This is a genomic window from Pedobacter sp. 01T416_2 (assembly GCF_056398925.1).
The window spans coordinates 1-14652 of the sequence record NZ_JBFTQI010000043.1; the positions used below are offsets into that span (position 1 = coordinate 1).

Annotated in this window: 8 protein-coding genes; 4 read left to right on the top strand and 4 right to left on the bottom strand. The window is 38.8% G+C overall.

Annotation, left to right across the window (positions count from 1 at the left end; all coding sequences use genetic code 11):
* Positions 1 to 36: 36 nt before the first annotated feature.
* The 3 genes from AC1DPQ_RS03475 (at position 37) to ade (ending at position 5167) form a co-directional block, all read left to right on the top strand.
* Entirely contained in the window at positions 37 to 1422 is a 1386-nt protein-coding gene (locus AC1DPQ_RS03475) for a LutB/LldF family L-lactate oxidation iron-sulfur protein (RefSeq protein ID WP_477607957.1), read from the top strand.
* 30 nt (positions 1423 to 1452) lie between these two features.
* Positions 1453 to 3429: an alpha-ketoacid dehydrogenase subunit alpha/beta gene (locus AC1DPQ_RS03480; RefSeq protein ID WP_477607958.1), complete on the top strand. Its 1977-nt coding sequence runs from the start codon at positions 1453 to 1455 to the stop codon at positions 3427 to 3429.
* Positions 3430 to 3529: 100 nt separating this feature from the next.
* Positions 3530 to 5167: an adenine deaminase gene (gene ade / locus AC1DPQ_RS03485; protein ID WP_477607960.1), complete on the top strand. Its 1638-nt coding sequence runs from the start codon at positions 3530 to 3532 to the stop codon at positions 5165 to 5167.
* Positions 5168 to 5317: 150 nt separating this feature from the next.
* Here ade and AC1DPQ_RS03490 read toward each other — a convergent pair whose 3' ends face one another.
* On the bottom strand, positions 5318 to 5926 hold the full coding sequence (locus AC1DPQ_RS03490) for a SprT-like domain-containing protein (protein WP_230149336.1): 609 nt from the start codon (positions 5924 to 5926) through the stop codon (positions 5318 to 5320).
* A gap of 380 nt (positions 5927 to 6306) precedes the next feature.
* Complete coding sequence (locus AC1DPQ_RS03495) at positions 6307 to 8574, bottom strand: helix-turn-helix domain-containing protein (RefSeq protein WP_477579332.1); 2268 nt, start codon at positions 8572 to 8574, stop codon at positions 6307 to 6309.
* Positions 8575 to 9194: 620 nt separating this feature from the next.
* On the opposite strand from AC1DPQ_RS03495, the gene AC1DPQ_RS03500 reads away from it, so the two are divergent.
* Positions 9195 to 10778: a peptide chain release factor 3 gene (locus tag AC1DPQ_RS03500; RefSeq protein ID WP_477607962.1), complete on the top strand. Its 1584-nt coding sequence runs from the start codon at positions 9195 to 9197 to the stop codon at positions 10776 to 10778.
* 81 nt (positions 10779 to 10859) lie between these two features.
* Here the strand turns inward: AC1DPQ_RS03500 and AC1DPQ_RS03505 are convergent, their stop codons facing one another.
* On the bottom strand, positions 10860 to 12380 hold the full coding sequence (locus tag AC1DPQ_RS03505; RefSeq protein ID WP_477579336.1) for a glycoside hydrolase family 32 protein: 1521 nt from the start codon (positions 12378 to 12380) through the stop codon (positions 10860 to 10862).
* A gap of 56 nt (positions 12381 to 12436) precedes the next feature.
* A complete protein-coding gene (locus tag AC1DPQ_RS03510) occupies positions 12437 to 13480 on the bottom strand; it encodes a helix-turn-helix transcriptional regulator (protein WP_477579338.1) in 1044 nt (347 codons plus the stop codon).
* Between the last annotated feature and the right edge of the window lie 1172 nt (positions 13481 to 14652).

The following is a 14652-nucleotide window of genomic DNA, read 5'->3' on the forward strand; positions in this document are numbered from 1 at the left end:
GTTAATATTCGTTACCCTATTACAAAATAACTATTGATGAATATTGCCGAGGAATTTTTAGAGAAATCTGACGAGAAAGCTTTCGATCTACCGCATCGTAAAACCATAAATTATAATATTGGGAAATACAATGCAGCTGTTGAACGGGGCTTATCAAAATTCGAAAATTTAGAGGCATCCAAAAAAAAGGCACACGTAATCAAATGGCGTGTGATGGAAAACCTTGATAAGTTCTTGCCAGAATTTGAATCAAATTTCCAACGCCGTGGCGGTAAGGTAATCTGGGCCAATGATGSTGAAGAAGCCCAACAGGAAATCCTCAACATCATCAAAAGAAACAATGGCAAAACGGTTATCAAATCAAAATCGATGACCACCGAGGAAATCCACTTAAACGATTTCCTGGAAAAGAACAACATCGAGTCTTTAGAAAGTGATCTGGGCGAATACATTGTTCAACTGCTTGGGCAGGCTCCCTACCATATTGTTACCCCGGCCATGCACCTAAGTGCAACAGATATAGCGCAGTTATTTCACGATAAATTTGGCACACCTATCGATGCCACTCCCCCGCAGCTGGTACAAAAAGCAAGAGAATTACTCCGCGATAAATACTTAAATGCCGATATTGGTATTAGTGGCGGAAATTTTTTAATTGCCGATACCGGAAGTATTGCCTTAACGGAGAATGAAGGTAATGCTCGTTTAAGTACCACTTTCCCTAAAATCCACATTGCTATTGTGGGTATTGAAAAAGTAATTCCTTCGATGACAGATCTTGATCTGTTCTGGCCTTTACTGGCATCGCATGGAACTGGGCAAAACTTAACGGTTTATAATACCATTTTAAGTGGTCCACGCCAACCCAATGAAACAGATGGGCCAGAGGAAATGTATGTGATTTTGCTAGATAATGGCCGCACCAATTTATTGGCACAAAAAGACCAGAGACAGGGCTTGTACTGCATCCGCTGTGGTGCATGTTTAAATGCTTGCCCGGTTTATAAAAATATTGGTGGGCATACTTATAATACAACCTATAGTGGGCCAATCGGCTCAGTAATTACGCCTCACTTAAAGGGTATGGAAGAGTTTAAACACTTAAGCTATGCTTCTAGTCTTTGCGGCAAATGTTCAGAAGTGTGCCCGGTAAAAATCGATATCCATAAAATGCTCTTGCTTAACCGGAGAGATGCCGCCGCAGGGCATGAAAACGGCAAAAAAGAAGAAATTGGCTGGAGCATGTTCAGCAGAATGATGCAAAAACGCAAATGGATGGATTTTTTTGGCGGAAAGTTTAAAAATTTTATGCTCAAAAGATTTTTCAAAAAGAGCTGGGGCAAATACCGGGAAATGCCTAAAGTTGCCGATAAATCTTTTGCTAAACAATGGGAAGAATTGAAAAAAAATAAGGAGTCTTAAATCAGGACTCATTAGTCAAAATAACCAGATATGCAATTTAACAGAGGTGATAAAGACGACAAGTTCTTATTGAACTTATACAGAAGATTGCTTTACCCTCGGATGGTTGAAGACAAAATGCTCAAGCTGTTGCGTCAGGGTAGAATTGGCAAATGGTTCTCGGGCATTGGCCAGGAAGCAATAGCTGTTGGTAGCACCTTAGCGATGCAAAGTGAGGAGTACATTTTACCCATGCACCGTAATTTGGGCGTTTTTACCTCTCGCGATATTCCTTTAAAAAAATTAATGGCCCAATGGCAGGGCAAAATTACCGGCTTTACCAAAGGCCGCGACCGCTCTTTCCATTTCGGCACACAAGAATATAAAATAATTGGGATGATATCCCACTTGGGGCCACAAATGGCTTTGGCAGATGGTATTGCTCTTGCCGATGTTTTAGCCAATAAACAGCATGCCACATTAGTTTACACCGGAGAAGGGGCAACCAGTGAAGGCGATTTCCACGAAGCAGTAAATGTTGCTGCAGTTTGGAACCTCCCTGTTATTTTTCTGATCGAAAATAATGGATATGGACTTTCCACTCCAAAGTCAGAGCAGTTCAGGTGCAAAAACCTGGTTGATAAGGCCATTGGTTATGGTGTAGAGGGTATTCAGATAAATGGGAATAATATTTTAGAAGTTTATGATACCATCAATCAACTGGCTATGGAAATCCGAAAAGATCCAAGACCGGTTTTGGTAGAGTGTCTAACTTTCAGGATGCGTGGCCATGAAGAAGCATCGGGCACGAAATACGTTCCGCAAGAATTGTTGGACGAGTGGGGAAAGAAAGATCCTTTGAGTAATTACGAAGCGTATTTAATTGAGCAGGGTATTTTAACCTCAGATTCAATTATCGACATCAAAATCCAGGTTAAAAGAGATATAGAGCTGGAAGTTGAAGAAGCTTTTAAAGAAGATGAGCCGATTACTAATGCCGATCAGGAAGAGGCTGATATGTATTTTCCTTACCAGCAAGATGTTGTCCAACCTAGTCAAATTTCTACAGAAAAAAGATATTTAGATGCAATAACTGATGGATTAGACCTGGCCATGCAAAAGTATTCTAATCTCGTTTTAATGGGGCAAGACATTGCCGATTATGGCGGGGCTTTTAAGATTACAGATGGTTTTACTGCTAAATATGGCAAAAGCAGAGTCCGCAATACCCCTATTTGCGAATCGGCCATTGTGGGGGCAGGTTTAGGCTTATCCATAAATGGCCATAAAGCTGTTGTAGAAATGCAATTTGCAGATTTTGTAACCGTCGGCTTTAATCAGATCGTGAATAACCTGGCCAAAACGCATTACCGTTGGGGCGAAAAAGCCGATGTAGTGGTGCGTATGCCCACGGGTGCCGGAACAGGGGCTGGACCATTCCATTCACAAAGTAATGAAGCATGGTTTACCAAAACACCAGGTTTAAAAATTGTTTATCCAGCTTTCCCTGAAGATGCGAAAGGTTTGCTGTTGGCAGCGATTGAAGATCCAAACCCAGTGCTTTATTTCGAGCACAAATACCTCTACAGAAGTTTAAGCGCTCCTGTTCCTGATGGCTACTATACTACAGAGATTGGTAAAGCAGTTAGGCTTGCCGAAGGAAATAAATTTGCGATTATTACTTACGGGCTGGGGGTACATTGGGCTTTAGATTACCTGAAACAATATCCTGAAAGCGGCGCTACATTAATTGATCTGCGCACGCTACAGCCCTGGGATAAAGAAGCAGTAAGGGCAGCGGTTAAAGCAACAGGAAGGGTTTTAATTTTGCATGAGGATACCTTAACCAATGGCTTTGGCGCCGAACTATCTGCCTGGATTGGAGAGCACTGTTTCTCTTGTCTCGATGCACCTGTAATGCGCTGTGCAAGCTTAGATACGGCAATTCCAATGAGTAAGGTATTGGAGGAAGATTTTTTAGCTAAGGCAAGATTGGCAGAAACGATTGATAAATTATTGAAATATTAAGAAGGTGGTTAATTGTATAAACTGTTTGAATTGGTTAATTGCTAAAGTAAATCGACAGTTAACCAATTTATACAATTAACCAGTTAAACATAAAGAATGCATGAGCAATTTTAAAGTCGAAGGAAATATCATCAACATCACAAAGCGAAATATTTTCTTTGGCGAAGTAGCCGTTGAGGATGGAAAAATAAAATCAATCTCTAAAATTTCTGAACAGAAAGAAGGAGCACATTTTATCTCACCGGGTTTTATAGATAGTCATGTGCATATCGAAAGCAGCATGTTAATTCCAAGTGAATTTGCGCGGTTAGCAGTAGTTCATGGAACGGTATCAACTATTAGCGATCCACACGAAATTGCCAACGTTTGTGGTATGGAAGGTGTAGAATTTATGATTGAAAATGGCAATACCGTGCCTTTTAAATTCAATTTTGGTGCCCCAAGCTGTGTTCCAGCTACCATTTTTGAGACGGCCGGAGCTGAATTGGACCATGATGATGTAAAATCACTTTTAGAACGTCCTGAAATAAAATACCTCAGCGAAATGATGAATTTCCCAGGTGTACTTTATAAAGATGAAGAAGTTTTAAAAAAGATTGCGGCGGCGCACCAGTTGGGTAAACCTGTTGATGGGCATGCCCCGGGCTTACGTGGCGATGCTGTTCAACAATACATCAATGCCGGAATTTCTACCGATCACGAATGTTTTACTGCCGAAGAAGCATTGGATAAATTACAGCGCGGCATGAAAATCCTCATCCGTGAAGGAAGTGCGGCAAAAAATTTCGAAGCCTTAATCGATCTACTGAACGATTGGCCAGAAATGATGATGTTCTGCAGCGACGATAAACATCCTGATAGTTTAGTCGAAAACCATATTAATCAGCTCTGTGCAAGGGCAGTAGAAAAAGGGATCAATATATTCAATATACTCCGAGCAGCCTGCATCAATCCTATTCTTCACTATAAATTAGATGTTGGCTCACTCCAAACCAATGATGATGCAGATTTTATTGTGCTTGAAGATTTAAAAACGTTCAAGGTTAAACAAACCTATATCGATGGCTTATTACTTGCTGAGAATGGCAAAACAGTTGGCAATTGGGTAAAACATGTCGAAGATCGAGAATCGGTAAACCATTTCGATTGCAGTTTGAAAAAGGAAGAAGATTTTATTTATCCCTTCAGCGGACAAAAAGAAATTCCAGTTATTGAAGCATTGGATGGGCAATTGATTACCAACAGAATATCTGCCAAACCGAAAGTTTTAAATCAAAATATCCTTAGTGATCTGGAAAACGATGTTTTGAAAATGGTGGTGGTAAACCGTTATCATGATGCGCCTATCGCAGTATCCTTCGTAAAAAACTTTGGATTAAAAGAAGGCGCCATTGCATCAAGTGTTGCACACGATAGTCATAACATTATTGCTGTCGGCGTAGACGATAAAAGTATCTGTGAAGCCGTAAATCTGGTGATTAATGAAACCGGTGGCGTAGTGGCATTGGGAAATGGGAAAAAAGAAGTTTTAGCTTTACCGGTAGCAGGCTTAATGAGTAACCATAACGGTTATCAGGTTGCAGAAAGTTATACTTCAATAGATCAATTTGCGAAAGATTTAGGCTCTACTTTGCTTGCCCCTTTTATGACGCTTTCTTTTATGGCCTTATTGGTGATTCCACACTTAAAATTAAGCGATAAAGGTTTATTTGATGGGGATGAGTTTAAGTTTGTGTAGCTGATTTGTCATTCTGAGCGCAGCGAAGAATCTGTTTACTATTGACACTTCAAATGACATTAATCTAAAGTATCTTCAAACGCAAAATGTAATTGCAGAGCTATTTTGCAAAAGATTCTTCATTGCATTCAGAATGACAGCAAATTAATCTTATTCCACTACAAAAACCTCTGCCAAAGGATTAAACAGATATAGCCGTTTATCATCTAAACAAATACAGCGGTACCGCTTCCTAATGCGTTCGCCTTTGGTAAAACGCCGGCCATCTTTAATTTTAAAAGTGGTATTAATCGGCAATTGCTCTAAATGTAAAGTCTCGGTTTTATTGCTATCGTATTTTTTTAAGGCTCGCGATAAATGAAGATCAGAACAGCTGGATGCCGCCGGGTTAGACATATAATTATCAATCGCTTTGTGGATATCGGCCGGAAAGATATTCAGTTCAAAAAAGGGAACCATCATCCGCTGAAAGTTCTTCTTCCACTCTGTGCCATGCGGTTTTACTTTATTCTTGAAGTCGTTCCAGGTGAGTAAATGCGCGAACTCGTGTACGGTAGTAACCAGAAAGGCATAATGATTGAGGTTAAAATTCACCGAAATGCGGTGCCCTTTGCCCTGATAAGGATGGCGGTAATCGCCCAGTTTTGTAGAGCGGGTTTTAGAAATCTTAAATTCGCACTGAAAATAATCTATCCATTTTGCAATTAGCGGTGCCGCTGGTTCGGGCATGTACTGCGCTAAAACTTTAACCTTTTCCACGGATGCTAAGATAAATAATTTTAAGGTTTAACCACAAATGGCACAAAGTTTTACACAGATAAAACAGAATTCATCATTGCTTAACCACAGAGATTCACTGAGCTTACACAGAGAAAACAGAGGCAATTCTAATAACCATTTACAACAAAGTTTATAAACTCAATTAGATAAATAATCTGTTTTGGGAAAAATGTTCTGTACATACTTAAACATACAATCGTCACCCTGAATTTATTTCAGGGTCTTTATTCAGGAAAGATGCTGAAACAAGTTCAGCATGACGATCAGATTTATAGAACAAACGCTCCTTATAAGCGCGTAGTAAACCTGGCCTGCACTTCCATTTTTGTTCTTAGCTATCTTTGCGGTTAGATTTCGACCTATTCCTCTGATGGGAACAACGATGCCAGCACCAATTTAATCTCCCCGAAAGAATAATCTTTACCTAAAAACTCCCTTATCGTGGCCATAGATTTTGTTTTCTGACTTTCTATTGCATCGGTAATGTTTTTGATTTTATTGGCCTTTACCAGTTTGGTTACATCCAATTGTTGTGTAGAAACATAATAGGCCAAATGTCCCTCAATGGTACCGGCAGAAAAGCCACGTTCTTTTGCAATTTCATCGATGGTTTTGCCCTGCTCATACAGCTCGAAGCTCACTAACTTGGTATCAATCTTTGGCTCTTTTTTCTTTTTCTCTGCTGCAGATTTTACTTTAAGCGTTTCTCCTTTTAGCTGAATTGCTTTTTGGAGTTGGTTGTTTCTTTCAACCGTATTCAACAGTGCATCGGTATCGGCTTTGCTAAACTCTTTCCCAGCGATGAGTGCCTGCAACAATGCTTTACTTTTGTGCATTTTCTTTAACTGCTCATACACCAAAATTTCTAGCTCTAACAGTTCTGTAACATAGGTTTTAATCTGCTTTTCTTCCTTTATCACTTCAATTTGAGCGAGAAAACGATCTGAAATCTCCTTAACCAGTGGATTAAAATATTTTAAGGCAGCCTCTACCCTTTTCGATACGTTAAATAAAGTATGTTCGGTTTGCTGTGCGAACAGGTTTTTGAGCTGATTAACAAACGTATCGGCTGTGGCTGTTATTTTTTGAAAATCGGTATAAACAGTATCAGTCCAATCTTCGTGTTTTTGCTTGGTCGATTTTTCACTTTTATCAAAAGTCTGACGATGTTCTTTTAAGTAATAACGGATCAGGTTCAGATCAAATGCCGCAAGCAAATAACTGCGGATAAAAGTATAACTCTCTATACTGATCTGCTCGTTTAGCACCTCGGAAGGTTGTTTCGTTTTAGAAAAGTAATGTACATTTTGGTCCTGTTGCAAACCACTATCGCGCAGATGAGAGGTTAAAACCAAACCCTTCAAAGAGCGTAAACGCGACAAGGCTACATAAGCCTGGCCAGGTGCAAATGCATCACCTACATCAATAATGGCCTTATCAAAGGTTAAACCCTGACTTTTATGCACGGTGATGGCCCAGGCCAGCTTAATCGGATATTGGATAAACGATCCTGCTACATTTTCTTTGATTTCGTTGGTTGCTTCATCCAATTTATATTTTACGTTCTCCCAGGTATAGGGTGAAATCTGGATCACCACTTTGTCTTCAGGCAGTTCAATTTCAACTACATCCTTTTCGATATGATGTACCACACCGATCTTACCATTGTAATACCGCTTTTCGGCAGTCATATCATTTTTGATGAACATTACCTGTGCACCAACCTTTAACTCTAAACTTTTATCATTCGGGTAAGCATATTCACTAAATTCACCCTGAATCTTTGCCTCAAAAAAGTAAGATTTAGTTTTCAGCTGGGTTAATCTTTCACGGTTGATGCTATCAGCTTTATTGTTATGGGTGGTTAAAGTGATATAATTTTCATCTGCCGAGGGTTTAAAATCCTGTTTGAAATGCTGCCTTAATAATGCAGTATCTTCAGCAGTAATTTTGTTGTTCCGTAGGTTGTTCAGCAAATCGATAAAAACAGCATCGTCCTGACGGTAAATTTTATCCAGTTCGATATAAACCGGTGGATTATCCTGCAGGGCCAGGGCATCGAAGAAATAAATACTCTTATAAAACTTAGCCATGATGCGCCACTCATCATTTTTTACCACAGGTGGCAGCTGGTGCAGATCGCCTATAAACAATAACTGTACTCCGCCGAACGGAAGGTTTCTGTTCCTGCGTACATAACGTAAAGCGAAATCTATGGCATCGAGCATATCGGCCCGCAGCATACTTACCTCATCGATAACAAGTAACTCCAGTTCCTGCAACATGCGGCGTTTATTGCCTTGCATGTTTAAGTGTTTCACTAGAGTTTTGGCCGTATTGAAGTTAAAATTGATATTTTCATTGATCAAGGCGCCGGCAGCATCAGGAAAAAATGCCCCAAAAGGAAGTTGAAAAAGCGAATGGATAGTTACCCCAGCTGCATTGATTGCAGCAATACCCGTTGGTGCCACAATTAAGGCTTTTTTGTGCGTAAGCTGAATGAGTTTCCGTAGAAAAGTTGTTTTACCTGTTCCTGCTTTTCCGGTCAAGAAAACGTGTTTTGAGGTATAATTAACAAATTTGGCCGCAATTTCTGCGGGCATAGAAGTTTCTTCTAAAGTGGGCATCGGCAGTAAAATTTTAGTCAACAATAAACGGAGGGATGAATAAAGCTAAACATTTTAGCACAAAATTAAACAATGATTGATGAGAAATTTTAAATTTTATTGGATAATTTTCAGCGAGCACTTATTCAAGCCACATTGGATCTTCAAACGCTATTAACTTTAAGCGCAAGAGCTGTCAGTCTGAGCCTGTCGAAGACCTTTTGATAGTTAAACAAATAAAACATTTGTCCTTCGACAAGCTCAGGATGACAATGCTTTTCTATCTATCACGGAGCAGAACAGTTCATTAATCTCAATTAGCAGAATAAAAAACCTCAATAGAATTACTGGAGAAGCAACATAAACCTGACAGAAACGGCAGCTCCCGGCCCAATTTTACATCCGGATTCGTCGGGACTATAGTGTATGGCAGGGCTACAATAACGAAAGAACTACTGTCCCTACTTTTCCAAAGTATTGCTAATATTTAGATCTATTTAACAAAACAATACAACATCCTAACAATTAATAATAAAGCTTTTTCTTATCTTTGCGCCCTGATGAAACAACAATATTCAAATCTTATCGCTGTTAAATTCCTTTAACAAGGTTTCATCACTCTTTACACCCAAAATTTTATTATGCTTAACCCTGAAATAGAAAAACGTAAAACCTTTGCCATTATTAGCCACCCCGATGCGGGCAAAACCACATTGACAGAAAAATTTCTGCTTTTTGGTGGCGCTATTAATACTGCTGGTGCGGTAAAAAGGAACAAAGCGAACCAGAGTAATACCTCCGATTTTATGGAGATCGAAAAGCAACGTGGTATCTCGGTTGCGACTTCAGTAATGGGTTTCGAATATAGTGGTAAACGCATCAATATTCTCGATACACCTGGTCACAAAGATTTCGCGGAAGATACCTACAGAACTTTATCGGCGGTAGATAGTGTTATTTTGGTGGTAGACTGTGTAAAGGGTGTGGAGGAACAGACCGAAAAACTGATGTCGGTTTGCCGGATGCGTAACACCCCGGTGATTATCTTTATCAACAAAATGGACCGTGAAGGTAAAGAGGCTTACGATTTATTGGATGAAATTGAAGAAAAATTAAATATCAGCCTTTGTCCGCTTTCCTGGCCTATAGGCCAGGGACATACATTTAAAGGTGTTTACAGCATTTATAACAAACATTTAAATTTATTTAATTCCGATAAGACCAAAGTAACCGATTCGGTTGTGGCGGCAAGCGATTTAAATGATCCATCTTTATTAAATTACCTTAAAGAGAACGAAATCAACACATTGAAAGATGATGTTGAATTGGTTGATGGTATCTACGGTAAGATAGATAAGGATTTATATACCGATGGCTTGGTTGCACCAGTATTTTTTGGCAGTGCGATTAATAATTTTGGGATAAAAGAACTCTTGGACACCTTTATTGATATTGCCCCGAGCCCTCGACATAGAGAGGCTGAAGAGCGTGATGTACTGGTTGAAGAGAAAAATTTCAGTGGCTTTGTGTTTAAGATCCACGCCAATTTAGATCCAAAACACCGCGACAGGATTGCATTTTTAAGGATCTGCTCGGGTAAATTTGAACGCAATAAATTTTATTACCACACCCGTCAGGATAAGAAACTGAAATTCTCCAACCCGATGGACTTTATGGCGAACGAAAAAAGTATTGTGGAAGAGGCATGGCCAGGTGACGTTGTGGGTTTATACGATAGCGGTAACTTTAAAATCGGCGATACCTTAACCGAAGGTGAAAAACTGCAGTTTAAAGGCATCCCTAGTTTCTCTCCATCTATTTTTAAAGAGGTAGAAAATATGGACCCAATGCGTACCAAACAATTGGAAAAAGGCATTGAGCAGTTAACCGATGAAGGAGTTGCACAGTTATTCGTGATGCAGCCTGGAAACCGGAAAGTGATCGGTGCGGTTGGCGAACTTCAGTTTGAGGTAATCAACTTCAGGTTAGAGCACGAATATGGTGCAAAATGCCGTTTCCGTACTCTGAGTTATACCCGTTCGAGCTGGGTAACTTCTACCGACAGAAAGAAACTGGATGAATTTGTAAAACGTAAACAACAGCACATCGGTTTTGATAAAGAGGCTAATCCAGTTTATTTGGCCGATAGTGAATACATGATTAATTTAACCAAACAGGATTATCCAGATATCGAATTCCATAAAACCAGCGAATTTAAAAATTAACTTTTGAATAATTGAGTGATTGAATGAGGGAATATTGGCAACAGCACTAATAAATTCATTAATTCAATCACTCAAATTCAATCATTTTCGTTTACTCATATCCCAAACTTTAAGGCTATTTAAAACCGCTTTACCTCCTGTGGAAAAGGCGGCTAAACCTGTGGCTTTTTCATCAGGAAAAATCATCGTGGTAATTACTTTTTCGCCACCATTCACGAAAACTTCTAATGAAGATTTATCGAGCAAAATCTGGAGTTTTATTCTACCGTTTAACGGACTCACGGTTATGGTTTGAATGATGTTCTTATCATTTTTAACACCTTTCTCTGAACGTGAGCAATCTACATAAAGTTGTTTTTTAACAGCATCATAGCCCACTTCAACTTCCTTAACAACATTTTCTTTCTCATCCTTTAGTTGTGCAAGCTTAAAACCTAAGTTTTTTGCATCCTTAACAGAAAATTCGGCATCAATCCAATACGAATTTTGGCTGGCAGCTAAGTCGATATCCTGATCGATAACAACATTTTGCCTCGTTATAACCTTACCACTTGAGTGTTTTTTAATATTATCGGCAATCAGGCTGGCCGGTTGCTGAAACAGCCTAATTCCTTCGGGTGTAGTTTTTAAAGATAAATCTCTTGGGATAGACATCTGTCCTTTCCATGGGAATGTTTCTTTACCGCCAGGTTGTAACCATCCCAATAAAATCCGCTGTTTTTTTGGCGCATCGTTCCATGGAATGGCGGCATAAAAAGAATCGCCTTCATCAACCAATAAGGTTAATTTTCCATCATTGTCGTTCTTAAAAGTCTTGCCATCAAAATCACCTACAAAATACTGCATTGTTGGCCCCTTTGGTCCAAATAATGATATTGCCAAAACCCACTTTGTAATGTTCTTATTTCCGTCAACGGCCAGGGGAATAATAAACGGGCATTCCCAACCACTCGCCTGATTACCCTGTTTACCGAAATCACTCAGCATGGTCCAATCTTTCAAGTTTTTTGAGCCATAAAACCTTGCCTGATGCTCATCAACCATTGCAACAGTCATAATCCATTGTTGAGAGGCCTCGTGCCACCATACATTAGGATCTCTGAAATCTTTTTTATTTAAATCAATAATGGGATTTTTGGCATAATTGGTAAAGGTTAACCCTCCATCATTGCTATAGGCCATATATTGAGATTCATTCCGTTGCTTAGGTAGATCTGCTGTATAAAAAGCAACAACGGGTGCCTGTCCTTTCCCCAATCCACTTACATTATGTTTATCTAGCACAGCCGAACCTGAAAAAATCATGGTGGTGGTGTCATTTGTAATTTTTTCCGGAATAGCAACCGGAAGGTGCTTCCAGTTTACCAGATCTTTACTGGTGGCATGGCCCCAGCTCATATGCCCCCATTTATTTTCGAACGGATTGTACTGATAATAAAGATGAAATTCCCCATTCAGATAAATTAACCCGTTTGGATCGTTTAACCAATTTGATGGTGCAGTGAAATGATAATTTGGCCTCCATTGAGGCGTATGCCGTTGAGCGAAAATACTTATCGAACAGCACATTAGAAAAGCTAGAATATATTTGGTCTTGAACATAATTAAATTCAAATTACACATAAGAATCCAATTACTAAAACGTTTAACTAGTTTCTTCAGGACTTTATAAAAACTTTTCCTTCATCAATGCTTTCGTATTGCTCATAAGTTTGCGCCAATCTTCTTTTGATTTTTGAAATCAACAATCGTGGCGAAAGCACTTTAACACACTCTCCAAAGCCTAAAATTTCGCGTTCCAGTTCATAGTTTAGTACCACATCGATCCTAAAAGTTGTTGTTTTCTCGCTCTTACTTAATACTACCTGCGATTGATGCATTGGTTTCGTTACGACATAGGGCGCATGGTCATTTGTAAATTCGAGGATCACTTTCTGCGCACGGTCCCTTTCGCTTTTCGTTACACCGATCAGATCTTCATAATACCGATCGAAATCTACTCCTTGATAACTTACAAATTCTTCGTTAGGCAATTCCTGAAATTCTACTATCCTATCCAATGCCAAATTTAAGATCCCTGGCCGTTTTTTCGCTTTACAGATCAAAAACCATCTGTTTCTGTATTCTTTTAACAGATACGGATAATAAATTCCTTGTTGCGATTGTTGCGCCTTGAAAGACTTATATTCGATTAATAGTGAACGTTTGTTTAAAACAGCCTGATATAATGGTGGAATACATTCCAAACCCTTAACGAGCTTATTACTTTCCAATTGAATATTATTGCCACTCTGTTTCGTCGATTTGTAGAGGTTATTTTCTAAACGGGCGATCATATCGCTCATTTCGTCGAAATAATTAAAGGCATTAAACTGTTTCAGTACACCTACAATTTCTTTCATTTTATCTACATCAGCGTTATTGATTGGTGCTTTGGTAATGCTAAAACCAGCTTCTTCGTAGGCATAAAAGCGTTTATCTTTCACCACAATCGGTGCATTATAGCCAAGCTTATCACTCCGCATGAGCTGGATATCTGCCTGAATGGTCCGCTTGCTTACCCCGGTGGTAATTCCTTCGAGCTCGTATAACGTTGCCGATACCTTTTCGATAAGATCTTCTAGTGTCCATTTACGGTAACGGTTCTTCAAACAATCGTCGATGGTTTTATACCGGATGAGTGCCAATTTATTTACTGCCATTTTTAATCAATTTGAGTTTGAAGCTAAAAAATCTGATTGAAAAGCTTAACTAAATATAGCAAAGCATTTATAATCTACGCAATACAATTGCGTAATGGGAGGATAAAAGAAAAAATACAATGTAAAAATTAAATTTATCCATCTAATTATCAACCAATTATATATTTTATACCAAAATAAATTTTACTGCGCAAATCTGCCGCGTAGTGGTGGTGGCATCTTTGTAATGTCGCCAGTCGATAAAGTTCTTTGATAAATATTAATAACAACAATCTGATTGATAGAAACAGTTTACTGTTCTAAATGATACGCGCTCTCGTTTATGCTGCTCCGGTTTTAACTGGATCAGCATTCACCAACATGAAGCCCCTGTTCGGGATACGCCGGACAGGGTTACATTAGTAAAGGTTATCACAATCAGGTTAATATAAAGAAATCCCGAAAGGGATGGCAATACTAAATAAAACTTATCCAATGTTGCGGGTTTCGGAATAGCCCCAAAGTATTCGGGCAATTGCGTAGAATATGCTGATAAGAATTATGATAGATTGTCTAAACACGTTGTGTGTCGTGGGTTCGAATCCCACTTCCGATATTATTCGGAATAATTCAGGGGTAGAATAACAACCAAACCATGCAGGTTCGAATCCTGCTTCCAACCATCACTTGGAATAGCTAATTGGTAAGCGTTTAGGACTCAAACTCCAAAACAAAAAGAAGAGCAACTTTTAAAATCGCTCAAAAGAACAGCATTGTAAAACCGCATTCGGCTTTAAGATTTTTAATAAATCTGAAACGCAATTTGCCTTTTGCTTTGAAAGTAAAAACGATGAAAGAGCTGATTTAAAAATCAAATTTCGCCGAAAAATTTATTTAAATCCTCGGATTTAACTACTTGCCAAAGCTTGATTTCATTCTTAAAAACATCAAGATTCAATTTGCTTCCGCAAGAAAAAAATGAATGTGCTTTTGCAATGCTTTGTAAAACAAAAATTAAATAATTATAAATCTTAACATCAAAAAAACATGAAAAGAGTAACAATTAACACCAATTATGTTGGATTGGTGTTTAAAAAAGGAAAATTAAAAAACGTTTTAACAGCTGGAACTTACTGGTTAGGTTTCGGTGAAGACATGACTTTGTATGATATGGCAAAAGAGTACTATTACAC

Coding starts and splice junctions, on each gene's coding strand:
- AC1DPQ_RS03480 (WP_477607958.1), top strand. CDS start 1,453: ATGCAATTTAACAGAGGTGATAAAGACGACAAGTTCTTATTGAACTTA.
- ade (WP_477607960.1), top strand. CDS start 3,530: ATGAGCAATTTTAAAGTCGAAGGAAATATCATCAACATCACAAAGCGA.
- AC1DPQ_RS03495 (WP_477579332.1), bottom strand. CDS start 8,574: ATGCCCACTTTAGAAGAAACTTCTATGCCCGCAGAAATTGCGGCCAAA.
- AC1DPQ_RS03500 (WP_477607962.1), top strand. CDS start 9,195: ATGCTTAACCCTGAAATAGAAAAACGTAAAACCTTTGCCATTATTAGC.
- AC1DPQ_RS03505 (WP_477579336.1), bottom strand. CDS start 12,380: ATGTTCAAGACCAAATATATTCTAGCTTTTCTAATGTGCTGTTCGATA.
- AC1DPQ_RS03510 (WP_477579338.1), bottom strand. CDS start 13,480: ATGGCAGTAAATAAATTGGCACTCATCCGGTATAAAACCATCGACGAT.